We start from the raw sequence: 17,038 nt of genomic DNA, 5'->3' as shown, positions 1-17,038 counted from the left end.
TAGCGACTGTGCTTCGTTCCTGGGGTTCGCCGCCGACCCTTGCTTTGAGGGTTTCTCGATCGTGCGCCGCGTCAAGGACGCCCTGCGGGCGCCGGCTGCGCCGGCCGCTTCGCGGTCCTTGACCCGGCACCCGATCGAGAAAGATTTCGCCTATATCGGGGCGGCGGCGAAAGAGTGGCGCGGAGTTCACGTGCCTTGTTCGCTGACTGCATAACTGTCATCTGACCAGCACAAATAGGTCGCACAATACTGGTCGATCGCATATAATAACGGATATGTACGAGACCACCGACCACCTCCTCGACGGGCCACCTCCCGGTGCGTCCGAGGGCGAGCTAGTGGACTGGATCAGTCGTCTCGAAGCAGTGAAGTGCACCGCCGAGGCGGTTCAGGCACAGGCAGCGGTACGTCTGGAGGAAGCTGTCCGGGCACGCCAATCAGCGGCCGGGGTTCCTGCCCGGAAGCTTGGTGAAGGGGTGGCCTCCCAGGTCGCGTTGGCGCGGCGGGTCTCACCCGAGAAGGGCGCCAAGCTGCTCGGGCTCGCCAAGATCCTGATCACCGAGATGCCCCACACCTTCGCGCTCATGAAAGCAGGACTGTTCTCCCAGTGGCAGGCCACGATCCTGGCCCGTGAGACCGCCTGTCTCTCAGTGGAGGACCGCAGGGTCATCGACTACGAGCTCTGCGCCACCGGTCCAGACGGGGAACCCGCTCGAGCGGTGTCAATGGGACTGCGGCAGCTCGAGAACGCTGCGAAGAAGCTCGCGATCACCCTCGACCAGGCATCCGTGGTCGCCCGCGCTGCGAACGCGAAGCAAGACCGCCGCGTCAGCCTGCGGCCGGCACCGGACACGATGACCTGGCTCGGCGCCCTGCTGCCGGTCAAGGACGGCGTCGCCGTCTTCGCGGCACTGGACCAGGCTGCCAAGGCTGCCCATGCAGCGGGCGATGAGCGGACTCGTGGTCAGGTCATGGCCGACACGCTCCTCGACCGAGTCACCGGCCGCGCTGAGGGTGCCAAGCCTCGGATCGAGGTCAAGATCGTGATGACCGCCGACTCCCTCACCAACGACGCCGACCAGCCGGCCATGGTCGAGGGCTACGGACCCGTCCCGGCCGCGTGGGCCCGGGAGGCGCTCACTGATGCGGAGGTCTTCGTCCGGCGGTTGTTCACCGACCCGGCCGGGCAGTTGGTCGCGATGGAGTCCCGTTCACGGAAGGCGCCCGACGGGCTGGGGGAGTTCGTCACCACGCGTGACGGCGGGATCTGCCGGACAAACGGCTGTGATGCCCCGATCCGCAACATCGACCACGTCGAGCGTCATGCCGACGGCGGCGAGACCCGCGCCGAGAACCTCCAAGGGCTGTGCGAAAGGTGCAATCAGGCCAAGGAAGCCCTCGGCTGGCAAGCCCGACCCGGATCCGACGGCAGCATCATCACCACCACACCCACCGGGCACACCTACGTCAGCCCACCACCAGACACCTGGTCACCGGATCCACCATCCCTGTCGCCGGCGGAGCTCAGGCTGCGCGACGTACTCCTCACTCACACGCTCGCGGCCTGAGCCGCGACGCCCTACGCTCGATGGTGGACAGCCTTTCCCGGGGGCGGCGAGACGGGAGGGGACGCGGATGCGATCCGAGGACGAGCGACCGGCCAGCCGTGGCTGGGTGTGGTGGTACGGATTGTTCCTCGGGTGCCTGCTGCTCGCAGCCGGAGCGGCCGAGACCGTTCGGGTCGTACGCAACGGCGACGGCGGGCTGCTGTTCTGGTTCGGCACGCTCGTCGGTGGCGGGGTGCTGGTCTTGGCCGGGACGCTGCTGCTGCCCCGACAGCCGAGGCGAGGGTTCGTCCTCACGGCGATCGGGTGTGCCGCCGGGCTGCTCCCCACATCGTGGACGGTGATCGTGCCTGTGATGCTCGTGGTGCTGATCATCGCGAGCGGCAGGCGAGCGGCGGCGGAGAAGAGTCCGGTCAGGAGCGGATGAGCTCGACGCTGTCGAGGACGACATCGAGGTCGTCGAGCCGCTGGCCGAGGTCGTCCGGGGTCTCCCAGAACAGGCTGATGCCGTTCGCCTGTACGTTGACGCAGTCGGCCGGCATGCCGTCGGAGTAGGTCCACCAGGTGAGCCGCTCGCCCTCCAGGTCGCCGAAGGCGTCGATTGGGGCGTCATAGGTGACGTCTCTGACCTCGTCGTCTCCGCCCATGCCCTCGAACTGCTTCAGCTCGTCGACGTGGTCGGCGAGCGATTCCGTCTCGCCGACCTGGACGCTGAGGAAGCGGTCCTCGGGGTCACGCCAGGTGCACCGGCCGCTGGGGGTCTGCTCGGTCGGGCCGGTCGACTCGGAGGCGAACCCGTCCGGCACGGCCAGCCTCAAGGTGACCGGCTTCCCGCCGACCACCGCCGGGCACTCGCCGGCCGTGAAACCCTTCGGCGTCGAGGTCGTGGCGGCCGAGAACGGCGTCGGCTCGGCAGCTGTCACCGGGCCTGACCCGGCCCCGCAGGCCGAGGTGGCGGCGATCAGGACGATCGTGGGTGCAGCCCGAAGATGCATGCCCGCCAGTCCATCACACGGCCGGTGGGTGGCTGCGCAAGAACGGTCGGGTCGACCGTGCCTCGCCGGTGGTTGAGTGAGCCGCATGCGTACAGAACAGATTCGGTTTCCGGAGGGATACGGCACGCCGAGCGAGCTGCTGGCGTGGGAGGACGTACGTCCGCGGCTGGTCGAGGCCAAGCAGTTCTGGTTCGCGTTCGAGAGGCCGGGGCGGAGTCCGCACGTGACGCCGCTGGACGGGATCTGGTTCGAGGACGAGCTGGTCTACGGAGGCAGCCCGGAGACGTTGCACCGGCGGCTCGCGGCCAAGCATCCGAAGGTGACGGTGAACCTGCCGGACCCGTGGAAGCTGGTCGTCATCGAGGGCGAGGTGCGGGAGACGAGGTTCGCGCCGGAGGTCGCCGAGCAGATCGCTGGGCTGCTGAACGCGAAGTACCCCGAGTACGGCGAGAACGTCTTCGAGGCCAAGCACTACGTCGAAGGCGCGCCGGTGGTGCATCCACGGCGGATCCGGGCCTGGACCTCGTTCCCCAAGGACGCGACCGCCTTCGTCTTCGCCTGACTTCCCGCTGGTCCGCGCTAGTCTCGCGGGGATGCACTTCACCGACTACGACACCCGGGTGGCGGCGTACGCCGTCATCGTCGACGATGCCGGGCGGATCCTCTTGAGCTGGTTCAACGGCAACCACCGCAACGATCCGGGCTGGACGCTGCCGGGCGGTGGCGTCGACTACGGCGAGCAGATGCCCGCCGCAGTCGTGCGCGAGGTGAAGGAGGAGACCGGCTACGACGTCGAGGTCGGGGCTCCGCTGACAACCGACGTGTTCGTCGTGCCGTTCGACCCGGGGCGCCGGCCCTACCAGTCGACCCGCGTGGTCTTCGAGGCGCGGATCGTCGGGGGCGAGCTGGGCACGCTGGAGGTCGACGGGACCACCGACTTCGCCGCGTGGGTCGAGCTGGACGACCCCGCGATCGGAGCCGACTCCACCAGCCCCATCGTCCGGATGGGGATCGAGGCGCTGAAGGTGGCTCAGTCGACCCAGTAGTTGTCGTGGAGCCTGTAGAACTCGGCCATCTCGTCCGGACCGAGCTCGGTGCCCTCGGCGAGCTCGCGCAGCCCCTCGAAGTAGCCCTCCCGTGGCGCGCCCGGGGTGAAGTGGAGCAGCATCGAGGCGGGCTCGTCGGTGGTGTTGCGGAAGCCGTGCAGGCCGCCGACCGGCACATGCACGAAGTCGCCGGCGCCGGCCGGGATCCACTCCTCGCCGTTGTAGATCCGCACGGTCCCGGTGAGCACGTAGAACGACTCGGCCACGGCACGGTGGAAGTGCGGCCCCGGGCCGGTCTCGTTGGGACCGAAGTGCCAGCGGTAGAGCCCGTAGTCGCCCGCGGTCGTCGCGCCGGTGGCGAGATAGTCGACCTTCACGCCGTTGGGATACTCGAGGTCGGGCGGGGTCTTGTCGGGACGGTGGAACGCCGAGATCTCACCGGCCTCGCCGTCGTAGCGCTCGGGCGGGTAGGGAACGCCTTTGGTCCCCATCGACTCTGGAAGTGACATGGGCTCAACCTGCCCGATCCGTCCGGGGTTGGGAAGCACATTAGAAATTGCGCCAGTAGGGTTGCGGCCGTGACGCTCGTCCCGGACTCCTTCCTGGCGCTCGCGGCCAACGGACCGTCCTGGGCCGCGTGGCTCGACGATCTCCCGGGTCTGCTCCGCGACCTGGTCGAGGAGTGGTCGCTGAGCATCGACGGTCCGACCACCCACGGCAGCTGCGCGGTCGTGCTCCCGGTCCGCACCGCCGACGGCGAGGCCGCCGTGCTGAAGGTCGGCTGGCCGCACTGGGAGGCCGAGCACGAGGCGCTCGCGCTGCAGGTGTGGGGCGGTCGAGGTGCCGTACGCCTGCTTCGGGCCGATCCGAAGCGGTTCGCGCTGCTGCTCGAACGGCTGCATCCGTCGGACCTCACGGAGATGTGGGACGTGCAGGCGTGCGAGATCGTGGGCGGGTTCTACCGGCGCCTGCATGTGCCGGCTCCGCCGCAGCTGCGTACGTTGTCGCAGCAGGCCGCGCGCTGGGCGAACGAGCTGGGGGAGAAGACCCGGCGGCTTCCGGTCCCGCCGCGGATGGTCGAGCAGGCCCGGGCGATCGCCCGCGACTTCGCCGGGGACGAGGGCACCGACGGGACGCTGATCCACACGGACCTTCACTACGAGAACGTGCTGAGCGGCGATCGTGAGGAGTGGCTCGTGATCGACCCCAAGCCCCTCTCCGGCGACCCGCACTACGAGCTCGCGCCGATGCTCTGGAACCGTTTCGACGAGTACGCGGGGCGGATCCGCGACGGTGTCCGTGACCGGTTCTTCGCCCTCGTCGACGCCGCCGAGCTCGACGAGGACCGTGCCCGTGCGTGGGTGGTGCTGCGCTTGATGGTCAACGTCAAGGACGAGGTCGAGGACAACGCGGCGCCGGACAAGGCTGGACCTGATAAAGAGTGGATCACCGCGATGATCTCGCTCGTCAAGGCCGTGCAGGACTGAGACCGTCAGTCGGCGGGCCAGGCCTTGCTCGGGACCGGGTCGACACCGCCAATTCGGCGCCCGTCGGCGTCAAAGACCGCGAACCCGACGGTGTCCTGCGACTTCTTCACTCCCGCGGCGCTGATCCAGGCCGCCGCGATGCCGCTGTTGATGGTCCCGTCGACGTATCCGCCGCCGATGAAGAACTTCACCGAAGCCGCCTCATCGGGCACCGGCAACATGAAGCTGATCCAGTTGGTGGTCCAGGAACTGCTGAAGTGTTCCCACCGGCCCATGTCGGGGAAAGGTTTGATGCGATCTGCTGAGCCCACGACGTCCTCGGTCCTTGGCTGGCCGGAGTCGGTCGTGTAGGCCCCGCAGTGCACCAGATAGCCGTCGGTCAGGAACATCGTGCGCAGGATGTCGTCGTGCTCGGGTCCGAAGTCGGTGCGCCGCTCGGCAAAGATCGGGTATAGACGGTCGGGGTCGATCGAGTTCGGCATCTCGGGGTTCGTGCCGGCAGTGGTCGCGGCGTCCTGTTGCGCCCCCGGGAGGCACTTCTTCTTCATCATCGTCAGCTCGGCGTCGGTGACGTTGGTCGGCTTCCCGCTCCAGGTCAGCACCTGGTCGGGGGGTCGAGGGCCGGAGCTCTGGTCGGCCGGGCTCACGTCGACGGCCAGCGGCCCGCGCCCGCTGACGGCGAGGACGAGCCCGGTCGCCACGAGACACACGGCGGCGGTGGTGGCGATCAGCAGTGACGTACGCCGCCGGCGGAGCCGGTCGCCACGCACCCGGATCTGGGCGAGCGAGCGGTCGAGGGTGAGGTCGCTGCTGGTGCGCAGCTCGTCTTCGAGATCGAGGCTCATGAGTGAGCTCCTTCGGTGGCGAGGTCGGTCCGCAACGTGGCGAGCGCCTGGTGCAGGTGGGCCGAGACGGTTCCGGGCGAGATGCCGAGGGCGACCGACGTGGTCGCTGTGTCGAGATCGAGGATGTAGCGCAGCGCCACCACCTCACGCTGGCGCTTGGGCAGGCGGCGCACGGCGGCGATGAGGTCACGGCGCCCGTCGAGGTCGGGTTGGTCGCTGCGTACGTCCTGGGGTGGACCGACCTCACGGTGGCGCTTCCGCCACCAGGAGATGTCGGCGTTGACCGCGGTCCGCACCACCCAGGCAGCAGGTGATCGGGCGTTGCGTACGGTGCGCCACCGCGCCCAGGCGCGGGCGAAGGCTTCGGCCACCGCGTCCTCGGCGCGCGCCGGATCGACCCCGCTCGCGACGGTGGCTCGCAGGCAGCGGTCTTTGTGGGAGGCGTAGAACGCACCGAACTCGTCGAAGCTCACAGCCTCTTGACGCATCAGACCTCGGATCCCTTTAGATGGCCATCGAGATTCTCGCTGGAAACCCGTTCGACCGTATGCGTGTGCCACGGGAGAATCGCGCTGTGCCCATCGTGCGAAGCGTCAACAGTGGCGGATCGGGACGGTGCTGCTGCAGATCTGCAGCGTGCATACGCCCTGCAGGCCCTATCTCCGCGTCCTCGAGGAGGGGCAGCTGCAGGTCGGCGACGAGATCGTCGTCGTCCACCGCCCCGACCACGACATCACCGTCTCGACCCTGTTCCGGGCCCTCAAAGCCGCGGGCGGCGGCGGAGAAGTACGCTGCCACCAACTGACTCTCCAATAACTGTTTGACGGTTGTGCTGCGGAGTCGCCAGACTCACTCCCAAACAACTCTTGGGAGGTTCGATTGGACGAGGAGATCTCGCGGCTGCGGGCAGCCGGGCACCCGCTGCGGCTCCGGATGCTGTCACTGCTGACGGGTGCGGAGCTGTCGGCTGCGGAGGTCGCGCGCGAGCTCGACCTGACGCATGCCAACGCCTCCTACCATCTCCGGCTGCTCGAGAGCGCCGGGCTGATCGAGGTCGCGAGCGAGGAGCGGATCCGCGGTGGGGTCGCGAAGCGGTATCGGTACGTCTGGCGCCGCGACGCCGCCCAGGGGCCGCCGTCCAGGGAGGACGACGAGGTCCACACCCGCGCGATCGCCGAGGAGCTCGTACGCCGCCGCCGCTTGCGCGCCGAGGGACCGGCCATCGTCTCGGACGCGGAGATGTGGGTCGACCCCGATGTCTGGCAGCGGGTCCACGACCTCGTCCGGGAGGCGAGCGGTCTGCTCCACGACAACGCTCGTCCGCCGCGTACGGAGGGCACGATCCACGTGAACCTGACCGCTTCCGCGTTCGTGATGGGTGAAGGGGAGTGAGCATCAAGGAGAGTCTCTTCGTCCTCAAGGACCGCGACTTCGGGTGGTTCTTCGCCTCACGGTTCGTGAACATGGCCGGCACCTCGATGTCGCACATCGCGCTGGCCTTCGCGGTGCTCGAGGTCACCGACTCGGCGTCAGCGCTGGGTGCCGTCGTGGCGGCACACACCATCCCGATGGTCATCTTCCTGCTGGTCGGAGGCGTGATCGCCGACCGCTTCCCGCGGCGGCTGGTCCTACAGATCTCGAACCTGTCCTCGGCGCTCACCCAGGCTGTGGCCGCCGGGCTGATCATCTCCGGCAACGCCGAGATCTGGATGCTGATCGTCCTCGAAGCGGTCAACGGCACCATGTCGGCGATGGCGTACCCGGCGATGCAGGGCATGGTGCCGCAGCTGGTCGCGAAGAAGGATCTACAGCCGGCCAACCTGCTGCTGTCGATGTCGCGAGGCTCGCTGACGATCCTCGGGCCGTCGGCCGCGGCCGTCCTGGTCGTCGGGGTCGGCGCCGGCTGGGCGCTGGCGATCGACGCGCTGGCCTGGCTCCTCGCCGCCATCTTCCTGCTCCCGGTGCGGATCCCGCGCCGCGCCAGGACGGGCCCGAAGACGTCGGCCATCGCAGAGCTGGTCGAGGGATGGACGTACGTCCGTTCCACCACCTGGCTGTGGGTCGTCGTGCTCGCCTTCATGGTCATCAACACGATGTGGGCAGGCGGGATGCAGGTGCTGGGGCCGGCGTACGCCAAGTCCACTTCGCTGGGGGTCCAGGGCTGGGGGCTGGGCAACTCGGCCCAGGCGATCGGGATTCTTGTCATGACATTCGTGCTGATGCGGCTGACCCTCCGGTATCCGCTGCGTGCCGGGATGCTTGGCGTCACGCTGATGGGGCTGCCGTTCATCGCGCTCGGACTGTGGCCGGAGACCGTGCCTTTCGTCATCGCGATGGCTGTCGCCGGCGCCGGGATCGAGATCTTCGGGCTCGGCTGGAATCTCGCGATGATGGAGAACGTGCCCGAGGAGATGCAGTCACGGGCGTGGTCGTACGACATGCTCGGGTCGTATATCGCGATGCCGATCGGACAGCTGATGTACGGGCCGCTGGGGGAGTCTTTGGGGGCGCGACCGGTGTTCCTGGTGAGCGGTGTGCTCTGTGTATTGACCTGTCTTGCCACGGTTGCGGTGCCTTCCGTGGTTAGGCTGCAACGCGTCGAGCAACCTGCCAGCGAAGGAACGCCCGTATGAGCCTGAACATCTCCGTCATCGACTCGCTCTTCCAGGAACGTTTCGAGGAGAACCTGACTCCGGGGCTGGCCTATGGGGTCGTACGCGGCTCCGAGCTGGTCCACTCCGGCGCGTTCGGGGCGACGACCGAGGGCGGTCCGGCGCCGACCGCCGAGAGCGTCTTCCGGATCGCGTCGATGTCGAAGTCGTTCACGGCGGCCGCGGTGCTGCTGCTGCGCGACCGCGGGCTGGTCGACCTCGACGAGGCGATCGCGCAGTACGTGCCCGAGCTCGTCGACCAGGCGCCCTACTCCGCCGACTCGCCGGCGGTGACCCTGCGGCTGCTGCTCTCGATGTCGGCCGGGCTGCCGACCGACGACCCGTGGGGCGACCGGCAGGAGTCGCTGTCCTACGACGCCTTCGGGACGTTCCTCGACGGAGGCTTCTCGACCGGGCGCGAGCCGGGGGTCGGGTTCGAGTACTCCAACCTCGGCTATGCCCTGCTCGGGCGGGCGATCGAGAACGTGGTGGGTGGTTCGGCTCCCGAGGGGGCCAACCGGGACTTCGTCGAGCACGAGCTGCTGGCGCCGCTGGGGATGACCTCCTCTGGCTACTCGCCCGATGCGGTCCCGAATCGAGTTCCCGGGCATGTTCCTCCGCTGCATCCTGCCTGGGCGGGCGACCGGCTCGAGGGACCGCCGACGTGGGCCGTGGCGCCGCCGGTGCCGTCGGGATCGTTCGCGGCGATGGGTGGTCTGCACTCCTCGGTGGCCGATCTGGCGCGCTGGGTCGGCGGGTTCCTGGGTGCCTTCTCGGCGGGGGCTGACGGACATCCGCTGTCGAAGGCGTCGCGGCGCGAGATGCAGCAGCTGCACCGGTTCGGGGCGGTGTCGGCCTCGCTGGGGTTCTCCGGTGCCGAGGCCGGGATCGGGGCGGTCGCGGCCGGCTACGGCTACGGCCTGATGGTCGACCACGACAGCCGCCTCGGCCAGCTCGTCCACCACTCCGGCGGCTACCCCGGCTACGGCTCGCGGATGGTCTGGCACCCCGCGACCGGCCTGGGTGTGATCACGCTGTCCAACAGCACCTATGCCGGGGGCTACCCGACCGCGATGACCGCGCTGCGCTCGCTGGTCTCCGACGAGCTCGCCGGTGGTGGTCCGCACCGGTTCTCGACGGTGGTCAAGGGGCTTCGCCCGCGGCTCGACGCGGCCTTGGAGACCGCGGTCGAGCGGCTGCGTACGTTCGATCCTGCGGGTGCCGAGGTGTTCGCGCTGCCGTCCCTGTTCGCCGACAACGTCGAGCTCGACGCCCCTGATGCCGCCCGGCGCGTCCAGATCACCCAGGCGCGGGCCAAGGTCGGGCTGCCGCTGGGCGGTGCGCCCTACGGCTACTTCTCCCGGGCGATGGGTGTCGCGCTGGCCGTGGTACCTGCCGAGAGGGGCCGCTACGACATCGAGGTCATGCTCTCGCCCGAGGCCGAGCCGCGCATCCAGACCCTGCGAGTGGTGGCCGTCCCCGATGCCCACGAGGGCCTCATCGCCGCCGCCCGCGCCGCCTTGGCGGAGGACTCCCCGGTCATCGCTGCCCTCCGCGCCTTCGGTGAGCCCGAGCTGATCACCACGCCCCTGTCCGGTGATGGTTCGTCGAAGGCCGACTTCCTCGTCGTCGCCGGCGCGACCTACTGGAAGGTCGCGGTGGCCAAGAAGACCACCGTCACCGCCCTCCCCACCTCCGACCACCCCCGCCTCACCTATCTCGCCTCCGCGCTCAGGGGATAGCGCCGAATCTGCAGTTCTGGAGGCCGAGTCTGCAGTTGTGGGTGACGAGTCGACAGTCTCGTTCGTCACAGCTACAGACTCGGCACGCCAGAAGTGAGGACTCGACCTTGATGTGTTCGAACAAATGTTCGATACTCGTTGAGTGGGAGTGGTAGCGGGGATTGAGCGACACCAGAAGCTGGCTCAGATCGAGCAGCTCCGGTCGAAGGTGCGTCGGCTGGAGCAGAAGCCGGGCATGGGTGCGGAGCTGGCGACGCACGAGGCGCTCGGTGGGGTGGTGCAGCTGCGGGCGGGCGGGACGTACGCGGCCGACTCGCTGTCGCTGGCGATGCTGCTGCTGGCGGGGCCGTCGGGAGCGGGGGAGTGGACTGCCGTCGTCGGTGTCGAGGACTTCGGTGTCGAGGCCGCGGCCGAGGCCGGAGTCGACCTGGAGCGGACCATCCTGGTGCCACGGCCCCAGGACTCCTGGCTGGAGGCGACCGCGGCGCTGGTCGACGTGGTCACGCTGGTGCTGGTCCGACCGACCGGTCGGGTGACCCCGAGCGTCGCGGAGAAGATCGGTGCCCGGCTGCGCACCCGCGGCGCCGCGCTGGTCGCGCTGGGGGAGTGGCCGAGAGCAGACGTACGCCTGCGGGCGACCGAACCGCGTTGGATCGGTCTGGGCAACGGCGACGGTCATCTTCGGGCGAGAAGGATGGTGGTCGAGGCGGTGCGTGGGACGGCTCCGCCTCGGCGTACGGCGCTCTGGTTCCCGGCCGAGGACGGCGGTCTGCGCCGCGTCCTCGAACCCGTCGCTGACCTTTCTGACCTGCGGAAACAGGAGTCGGCATGACCATCCAGAAGAGCCGCACGCTGGTGGTCTGGTGTGCCGACTGGCCGGTCGCCGCGGCGCTGGGCGATGCCGGCCTGCCGCGACATCTGCCGGCCGCGGTCTTCGCGCAGAACCGGGTCCAGACCTCCAACCAGGCGGCGCGGGACTTCGGGATCAAGCGCGGGATGCGGCGCCGAGATGCCCAGTCGCGCTGCCCGGAGGTCCAGGTGCTCGCCGCCGACGAGGCCCGTGATGCGCGGGTGTTCGAGGAGGTGCTGGTGCGCCTGGAGGAGCTGCGCCCCGGTGTCATGCCGCTCCGCCCGGGGCTGGTCGCGCTGCGCTCGCCGGCACGCTTCTACGGCGGCGAGGCCGAGGCCGGCGCGGCGATCGCCGAGTGTGTGGTCGGGCTCGGGATCTGGGACGTACGGATCGGCATCGCCGATGAGCTCTTCACCGCCGAGCAGGCCGCGCGCAGCGCCGGGCTGCAGGAGACGTACGCCGTCCCGACGGACGGCGGCTCGACCGCCTTCCTGCGCGCGCTACCGGTCCATGTCCTCGAGGACGCCAACGCGGTCAGCCTGCTGCAGCGGCTCGGCCTGACCACGCTCGGCGGCCTCGCCGACCTGCCCGGCGCCGACGTCAAGGCCCGCTTCGGTGCGCAGGCCGCCTGGGTCCGCCGGGTGATCCACGGCGAGGGAGCGCGGCCGGTGACCGGGCGTACGCCACCGCCCGAGCTCGCCACCGAGGTGGCCTTCGAGCCGCCGCTCGACTCCGCCGAGGCGGTCTGCTTCTCGGCCCGGCAGGCCGCGGAGGGGTTCGTGAAGGGCCTGGCGACGCGGCAGGAGGTCTGCACCGAGGTGCGGATCGAGGTCGCGATGGAGACTGTGCCCGGCTCTTGCGGCGCCGACTCCTGCCGCACCTGGGCGCACCCGCGCTGGTTCTCCTCCGTCGACCTCATCGACCGGCTGCACTGGCAGCTGGCCGGGGTCGTTGCGGGCGGCGCGGTGACCGAGGTCCGCTTCGTCCCCGAGGTCGCCGTCTCCGAGGCGGTCCACGCCGACGGGCTCTGGGGCGGCACCAACGAGCGTGTCGACCGCGGCATCGCCCGGGTCCAGGGACTGCTCGGCCACGAGGCCGTCGTCGCCCCGGTGCTGCAGGGCGGTCGGAGCCCGAGCGACCGGCAGGCGTACGTCCCCTGGGGCGACCGCACCAGCGCCCTCCGCGACCGCGCGCTGCCGTGGCCGGGAAGCATCCCGCCGCCGGCGCCTGCCCGGGTGCTCGCCGAGCCCTGGCAGGCGGAGGTCTGCGACCAGGCCGGACGGCAGGTGGTGGTGCTCCCTCGCGGTGGCGTCTCCGGCGACCCCGTCCGCTACCGGCCCTCGGCCGGCCAACCCTGGCAGCGGGTCGCCTCCTGGGCGGGTCCGTGGCCGGTCACCGAGGCGTGGTGGGAGCCCGGCGGCGGGCGGCGGGTCGCCCGCTTCCAGCTCGTCGGGGTCGACGGCCGCGCCTGGCTGGCCACCTTCGACACCGACCACTGGCTCACCGAAGCCAGCTATGACTGACGGGGTGACCGATGGGCTGGAACAACCCCGAGATCCCGTGGAAGGAGCTGGAGCGGAGGCTGTCCGGCCGCCCTCCGAAGGACCCCTACGGTGACGCGCCGATCTCACGCCGCAAGAAGCGGCTTCCCGAGGAGGAGGTGCGCGGGCCGGAGGGCCCGGTGGTGCCGTACGCCGAGCTCCATGCCCACTCCGACTTCTCCTTCCTCGATGGAGCGAGCTCGCCGTCGGCACTGGTCGCCGAGGCGATCCGGCGGGGGCTGCACGGGATCGCGATCACCGACCACGACGGCTTCTACGGTGCGCCTGCCTTCGCCGAGGCGGCACAGAAGCTGGCCCCGACCAGCGGGGAGCAGCAGCTGCGGACCATCTACGGCGCCGAGCTGTCCCTGGGCCTGACCAAGCCGCAGAACGGGGTCGCCGACCCCGAGGGCAGCCACCTGCTGGTGCTCGCCCGGGGCGTCGAGGGCTATCGGCAGCTGGCCGGCGCGATCACCGAGGCGCAGCTGCGCGGCGACGAGAAGGGCCGGCCGGCCTACGACCTCGACGAGCTCGCCGACCGGGCTCGCAGCGGCAACTGGCTGATCCTGACCGGCTGCCGCAAGGGCACCGTACGCCAGGCTCTCACCGACACCGGCCCGATCGCCGCCGCCCGGGCGCTGAGCGATCTCACCGACCGGTTCGGTCGCGACAACGTCGTCGTCGAGCTGACCGACCGCGGTCATCCGACCGACTCCTACGACAACGACCTGCTCGCTGGCATCGCCCGTGAGGCCGGTCTGCCCACGGTCGCCACCAACAACGTCCACTACGCCACTCCCGACCGGCACCGGGTGGCCGACGCGCTCGCGGCGGTCCGCGCGCGCCGCACCTTGAACGACATCGCCGGCTGGCTCCCGGCGGGTCCGGTGGCGTACGTCAGGTCGGGGGAGGAGATGCATCAGCTCTTCCAGCGCTACCCGGGCGCGGTGGCGCGCAGTGTCGAGATCGCCGAGGAGTGCGCCTTCGACCTGCGCAAGGCCACCCCGAAGCTGCCCAAGCGCGGGATCCCCGAGGGCGAGACCGCCGCGAGCCGGCTGCGCCATCTGACCGAGGAGGGCTTCGCGGAGCGCTATGCGGAGCCGTACGCCTCCGACCCGGAGTTCGTCGAGAAGGCCCGGGAACGCGTGCTGCATGAGCTCGACGTCATCGAGCGCAAGGACTTCCCGGGCTACTTCGTGATCGTGCACGACATCGTCGAGTTCGCGCGGAGTCAGAAGATCCTCTGCCAGGGCCGAGGGTCGGCGGCCGCGTCCGCGGTCTGCTACGCGCTCGGGATCACCGCGATCGACCCGGTCTTCTACGAGCTGCCGTTCGAGCGGTTCATCTCCGAGCACCGGGAGGAGGAGCCCGACATCGACGTCGACTTCGACTCCGACAAGCGGGAGCAGGTGATCCAGTGGGTCTACGACACCTACGGTCGGCGCAACGCCGCGCAGGTGGCGAACATCGTCGGCTACCGGCCGAAGATGGCGGTCAGGGACGCGGCCAAGGCGCTGGGCCACAGCCCCGGCCAGCAGGACGCCTGGTCCAAGCACCTCGGCTACTCCCGCGTCGAGGCGCCGGACGACGTCGGCATCCCGGCTCCGGTCCTCGCGCTGGCCGAGGAGATCCACGGAGCCCCGCGCCATCTCGGCATCCACTCCGGCGGCATGGTGCTGACCGAGGAGCCGATCGGCGAGGTCGTACCCATCGAGCGTGCCCGCATGGAGAAGCGCACCGTGATCCAGTGGGACAAGGACGCCGCCGAATACATGGGGCTGGTGAAGTTCGACCTGCTCGGGCTCGGGATGCTGGCGGCGCTCGACCACATGATGCATCTGGCGCTCGAGCATCTGGGCGAGGGCTGGACCCTGGCGACCATCCCCAAGGAGGAGCCGGCGGTCTACGACATGCTCTGCCGGGCCGACTCGATCGGGGTCTTCCAGGTCGAGTCGCGCGCGCAGATCGGCACCCTGCCGCGGCTGCAGCCGCGCTGCTTCTACGACCTGGCCATCGAGATCGCGCTCATCCGGCCCGGGCCGGTGCAGGGCGGAGCGGTCCATCCCTACGTACGCCGGGCCACCGGGCGCGAGGAGGTCAGCTACGCCCACCCGCTGCTGGAGCCGGTGCTGGAGAGCACTCTCGGGGTGCCGCTGTTCCAGGAGCAGCTCATGGAGATGGGCCGGGTCCTGGGCGACTTCGACCACGACGACGCCGACCTGCTGCGCCGGGCGATGGGCTCGAAACGTGGTCTCGAGCGCATCGACTCGCTCAAGGAGCAGCTCTACCAGGGCATGCGCGCCAAGGGCATGACCGAGGAGACCGCGGAGGCGGTCTACACCCAGATCCTCTCCTTCGCGAACTTCGGCTTCGCCGAGTCCCATGCGCTGAGCTTCGCCAAGCTCGTCTACGCCTCGTCGTGGTTCAAGCTCCACTACCCGGCCGCGTTCCTGGCCGGCCTGCTCCGAGCCCAGCCGATGGGCTTCTACTCACCGCAGTCGCTGACCCAGGACGCCCGTCGCCATGGGGTGGAGGTACGCCGTCCCGACCTCCTCCGCAGCCAGGCCGCCGCAGACCTGGAGCCGACCGACGTCGAGGTGGTGACGCCTACCGGGAGGGAGGACTGCCGGCTGGATGGGGAGAAGACTCCGTGGGTACCCGGCACCCCCGACCCGACCCCGGAGCACCGGCGTGACGCCAACTTCGCGGTACGGCTGGGCCTGGACTCCGTACGCGGCATCGGCAAGGACGTGGCCGAGCGGATCGTGAAGGCCCGCGAGGAGGCGCCGTTCAAGGACTCCCTCGACCTCTCCCGTCGCGCCGGCCTGGAACGGGCTCAGCTCGAGGCGCTGGCCACCGCGGGATGTTTGGAGGTGTTCACATCGAGCCGTCGGGAGGCGCTGTGGCAGGCGGGCTGGACCGAGACCGAGGACCAGCTCGAAGGGGTACGGTTCACCGCCGAGACCCCCGCGCTGCCCGGCCTCGACCCGGTCGAGGAGACCCTCGCCGACCTGTGGGCGACCGGCGTGACCCCTGGCAGCCACCCCTTCGCCCATCTCCGGGCCGGCTTGGCCGCGGCGGGACTCCCCAAGATCAGCGACCTCCCCACCGCGGAGCCCGGCCGGCGCATCACCGTCGCCGGCCTGGTCACCCACCGTCAGCGCCCCGGGACCGCAGGCGGCGTCACCTTCATCAACCTCGAGGACGAGACCGGCATGCTCAATGTCGTCTGCTCCGCCGGCCTGTGGAAGAAGCACCGCAAGATCGCCGTCTCCACCTCCGTCATGCTCATCCGCGGCATCCTCGAGCGCAACGACGGGGTCACCAATCTGGTCGCCGACCGCCTCGCCCCGCTCGAGGAGATCCACCCCGAGGCAGCCCGGGCCATCGCCTCCCGCCACCGCTCCCGCGACTTCCACTGACCCCACCCCGCCGAATCCGCAGAAATGGCTGGCCGAAACTGTGGTTGTGGGCGACGAAAGTAGAGATTCGTCGCCCACAACCACAGACTCGGGCCCCGGAACTACAGATTCGGCAGGGGGTCAGAGGGGTGCGCGGAAGAGCTCGAAGGTGGTACGCCGTCGCTGCTCGAAGCCGAGGCCGAGGTAGACGGAGATGGCGCCGGTGTTGGTGACCGAGGCGTGCATCAGCGCGCGGGCGCCGCGGGCGTGGATGTCGGCGGTGACGGCGCGGACGAGGCGGCCGGCGAGGCCGCGGCCGCGGGCCTCGGGCGCGGTGCAGACGGCACTGATCTCGATCCACCCGCCCGGGTGCATCCGCTGGCCGGCCATCGCGACGAGGCGGCCGTCGTGGCGCAGCCCCAGATACGTACCCATCGTGTGGGTCGACTTCTCGAACGGTCCGGGCTCGGTGCGGGCGACGAGGTCGAGCATCTCGGGGACGTCGGCGGCTCCGAGCACGACCGCCTCGGGATCGGGTGCGGCGGCGACCCGCGCAGTCTCGACGAGCTGGACCCCTTCGCCACCCCCGACCATCTCCCACCCCTCGCCGCAGACGCCGTCGGCACCGGTGATCAGCGCGGTGCCGCCGGGCCCGACCGCCGCGGCCAGATCGCGCCATGCCTGAGCCGAACCCGGGTCGGAGACGGCGGCGAAGGGCGAGACGTCGGGACGGTAGCGACGAGCGAGCCCCGAGCCCTCGGCGAGCGCGGCGTGCGCACCGGTCAGCGAGTGCCAGACCGGGTTGTCGAGAACATCGTCGAGGAGAAGATCTGGCTGCGAGACGGACACCCCAGGATTTTCCCACCACCCCATCGAGCGCGGTTAACCCTTTTCGACAGGTGGATCGATAATGGA

At 69.9% G+C, this 17,038-nt stretch carries 17 protein-coding genes; 12 read left to right on the top strand and 5 right to left on the bottom strand.

Annotated features, from left to right (window positions below; all coding sequences use genetic code 11):
- Nucleotides 1–275: 275 nt before the first annotated feature.
- Together ABZ796_RS16150 and ABZ796_RS16145 are read left to right on the top strand one after the other, a co-directional pair.
- The gene (locus tag ABZ796_RS16150) at nucleotides 276–1,568 is read left to right on the top strand and encodes a DUF222 domain-containing protein (RefSeq protein ID WP_357338174.1); all 1,293 of its coding nucleotides are present in this window, start codon (nucleotides 276–278) and stop codon (nucleotides 1,566–1,568) included.
- A gap of 67 nt (nucleotides 1,569–1,635) precedes the next feature.
- Nucleotides 1,636–1,992, top strand: coding sequence for a hypothetical protein (locus ABZ796_RS16145; protein ID WP_357338173.1), 357 nt, complete (start codon nucleotides 1,636–1,638; stop codon nucleotides 1,990–1,992).
- On the opposite strand, the gene ABZ796_RS16140 is transcribed toward ABZ796_RS16145, so the two are convergent.
- Nucleotides 1,979–2,560, bottom strand: coding sequence for a hypothetical protein (locus ABZ796_RS16140; RefSeq protein WP_357338172.1), 582 nt, complete (start codon nucleotides 2,558–2,560; stop codon nucleotides 1,979–1,981). The genes ABZ796_RS16145 and ABZ796_RS16140 overlap by 14 nt on opposite strands.
- Before the next feature lie 85 nt (nucleotides 2,561–2,645).
- On the opposite strand from ABZ796_RS16140, the gene ABZ796_RS16135 reads away from it, so the two are divergent.
- On the top strand, nucleotides 2,646–3,122 hold the full coding sequence (locus ABZ796_RS16135) for a pyridoxamine 5'-phosphate oxidase family protein (protein ID WP_357338171.1): 477 nt from the start codon (nucleotides 2,646–2,648) through the stop codon (nucleotides 3,120–3,122).
- Between the two features lie 31 nt (nucleotides 3,123–3,153).
- Nucleotides 3,154–3,606, top strand: a complete 453-nt coding sequence (locus tag ABZ796_RS16130) for an NUDIX hydrolase (protein WP_357338169.1) — start codon at nucleotides 3,154–3,156, stop codon at nucleotides 3,604–3,606.
- Here the strand turns inward: ABZ796_RS16130 and ABZ796_RS16125 are convergent.
- Nucleotides 3,591–4,115, bottom strand: coding sequence for a cupin domain-containing protein (locus ABZ796_RS16125; RefSeq protein ID WP_357338167.1), 525 nt, complete (start codon nucleotides 4,113–4,115; stop codon nucleotides 3,591–3,593). The two genes, ABZ796_RS16130 and ABZ796_RS16125, sit on opposite strands and share 16 nt — an antisense overlap.
- Before the next feature lie 69 nt (nucleotides 4,116–4,184).
- Here ABZ796_RS16125 and ABZ796_RS16120 point away from each other — a divergent pair, with 69 nt between their 5' ends.
- Nucleotides 4,185–5,093: an aminoglycoside phosphotransferase family protein gene (locus tag ABZ796_RS16120; RefSeq protein ID WP_357338166.1), complete on the top strand. Its 909-nt coding sequence runs from the start codon at nucleotides 4,185–4,187 to the stop codon at nucleotides 5,091–5,093.
- Between the two features lie 5 nt (nucleotides 5,094–5,098).
- Here the strand turns inward: ABZ796_RS16120 and ABZ796_RS16115 are convergent, their stop codons facing one another.
- Both ABZ796_RS16115 and ABZ796_RS16110 read right to left on the bottom strand, forming a co-directional pair.
- Nucleotides 5,099–5,938, bottom strand: coding sequence for a hypothetical protein (locus tag ABZ796_RS16115; RefSeq protein WP_357338165.1), 840 nt, complete (start codon nucleotides 5,936–5,938; stop codon nucleotides 5,099–5,101).
- A complete protein-coding gene (locus ABZ796_RS16110) occupies nucleotides 5,935–6,426 on the bottom strand; it encodes a SigE family RNA polymerase sigma factor (RefSeq protein ID WP_357338163.1) in 492 nt (163 codons plus the stop codon). The genes ABZ796_RS16115 and ABZ796_RS16110 overlap by 4 nt, the downstream gene beginning before the upstream one ends.
- Before the next feature lie 127 nt (nucleotides 6,427–6,553).
- On the opposite strand from ABZ796_RS16110, the gene ABZ796_RS16105 reads away from it, so the two are divergent.
- From ABZ796_RS16105 to ABZ796_RS16075, 7 genes are all read left to right on the top strand, one after another.
- Nucleotides 6,554–6,754 (top strand): hypothetical protein, encoded by a 201-nt coding sequence (locus tag ABZ796_RS16105; RefSeq protein WP_357338162.1) that lies wholly within the window; start codon nucleotides 6,554–6,556, stop codon nucleotides 6,752–6,754.
- 63 nt (nucleotides 6,755–6,817) lie between these two features.
- Nucleotides 6,818–7,330 (top strand): helix-turn-helix domain-containing protein, encoded by a 513-nt coding sequence (locus ABZ796_RS16100; RefSeq protein ID WP_357338160.1) that lies wholly within the window; start codon nucleotides 6,818–6,820, stop codon nucleotides 7,328–7,330.
- On the top strand, nucleotides 7,327–8,571 hold the full coding sequence (locus tag ABZ796_RS16095; RefSeq protein WP_357338159.1) for an MFS transporter: 1,245 nt from the start codon (nucleotides 7,327–7,329) through the stop codon (nucleotides 8,569–8,571). The genes ABZ796_RS16100 and ABZ796_RS16095 overlap by 4 nt, the downstream gene beginning before the upstream one ends.
- Nucleotides 8,568–10,331 (top strand): serine hydrolase domain-containing protein, encoded by a 1,764-nt coding sequence (locus ABZ796_RS16090; protein WP_357338158.1) that lies wholly within the window; start codon nucleotides 8,568–8,570, stop codon nucleotides 10,329–10,331. The genes ABZ796_RS16095 and ABZ796_RS16090 overlap by 4 nt, the downstream gene beginning before the upstream one ends.
- 142 nt (nucleotides 10,332–10,473) lie before the next feature.
- Complete coding sequence (locus ABZ796_RS16085; protein ID WP_357338156.1) at nucleotides 10,474–11,163, top strand: hypothetical protein; 690 nt, start codon at nucleotides 10,474–10,476, stop codon at nucleotides 11,161–11,163.
- Nucleotides 11,160–12,704, top strand: a complete 1,545-nt coding sequence (locus ABZ796_RS16080; protein ID WP_357338155.1) for a DNA polymerase Y family protein — start codon at nucleotides 11,160–11,162, stop codon at nucleotides 12,702–12,704. The genes ABZ796_RS16085 and ABZ796_RS16080 overlap by 4 nt, the downstream gene beginning before the upstream one ends.
- A gap of 11 nt (nucleotides 12,705–12,715) precedes the next feature.
- Nucleotides 12,716–16,144 (top strand): error-prone DNA polymerase, encoded by a 3,429-nt coding sequence (locus ABZ796_RS16075; RefSeq protein ID WP_357338153.1) that lies wholly within the window; start codon nucleotides 12,716–12,718, stop codon nucleotides 16,142–16,144.
- A 120-nt stretch (nucleotides 16,145–16,264) separates the two neighbouring features.
- Here the strand turns inward: ABZ796_RS16075 and ABZ796_RS16070 are convergent, their stop codons facing one another.
- Nucleotides 16,265–16,972 (bottom strand): GNAT family N-acetyltransferase, encoded by a 708-nt coding sequence (locus tag ABZ796_RS16070; protein ID WP_357338151.1) that lies wholly within the window; start codon nucleotides 16,970–16,972, stop codon nucleotides 16,265–16,267.
- Between the last annotated feature and the right edge of the window lie 66 nt (nucleotides 16,973–17,038).

This window comes from Nocardioides sp. NPDC047086 (genome assembly GCF_040643685.1).
GTDB lineage: Bacteria > Actinomycetota > Actinomycetes > Propionibacteriales > Nocardioidaceae > Nocardioides.
This window is presented reverse-complemented; position numbering and strand designations above follow the sequence as displayed.

Excerpts from the sequence above, each read along its gene's own strand:
- ABZ796_RS16150 (WP_357338174.1), top strand. The coding sequence starts at position 276 with ATGTACGAGACCACCGACCACCTCCTCGACGGGCCACCTCCCGGTGCG.
- ABZ796_RS16145 (WP_357338173.1), top strand. The coding sequence starts at position 1,636 with ATGCGATCCGAGGACGAGCGACCGGCCAGCCGTGGCTGGGTGTGGTGG.
- ABZ796_RS16140 (WP_357338172.1), bottom strand. The coding sequence starts at position 2,560 with ATGCATCTTCGGGCTGCACCCACGATCGTCCTGATCGCCGCCACCTCG.
- ABZ796_RS16135 (WP_357338171.1), top strand. The coding sequence starts at position 2,646 with ATGCGTACAGAACAGATTCGGTTTCCGGAGGGATACGGCACGCCGAGC.
- ABZ796_RS16130 (WP_357338169.1), top strand. The coding sequence starts at position 3,154 with ATGCACTTCACCGACTACGACACCCGGGTGGCGGCGTACGCCGTCATC.
- ABZ796_RS16125 (WP_357338167.1), bottom strand. The coding sequence starts at position 4,115 with ATGTCACTTCCAGAGTCGATGGGGACCAAAGGCGTTCCCTACCCGCCC.
- ABZ796_RS16115 (WP_357338165.1), bottom strand. The coding sequence starts at position 5,938 with ATGAGCCTCGATCTCGAAGACGAGCTGCGCACCAGCAGCGACCTCACC.
- ABZ796_RS16110 (WP_357338163.1), bottom strand. The coding sequence starts at position 6,426 with ATGCGTCAAGAGGCTGTGAGCTTCGACGAGTTCGGTGCGTTCTACGCC.
- ABZ796_RS16090 (WP_357338158.1), top strand. The coding sequence starts at position 8,568 with ATGAGCCTGAACATCTCCGTCATCGACTCGCTCTTCCAGGAACGTTTC.
- ABZ796_RS16080 (WP_357338155.1), top strand. The coding sequence starts at position 11,160 with ATGACCATCCAGAAGAGCCGCACGCTGGTGGTCTGGTGTGCCGACTGG.
- ABZ796_RS16075 (WP_357338153.1), top strand. The coding sequence starts at position 12,716 with ATGGGCTGGAACAACCCCGAGATCCCGTGGAAGGAGCTGGAGCGGAGG.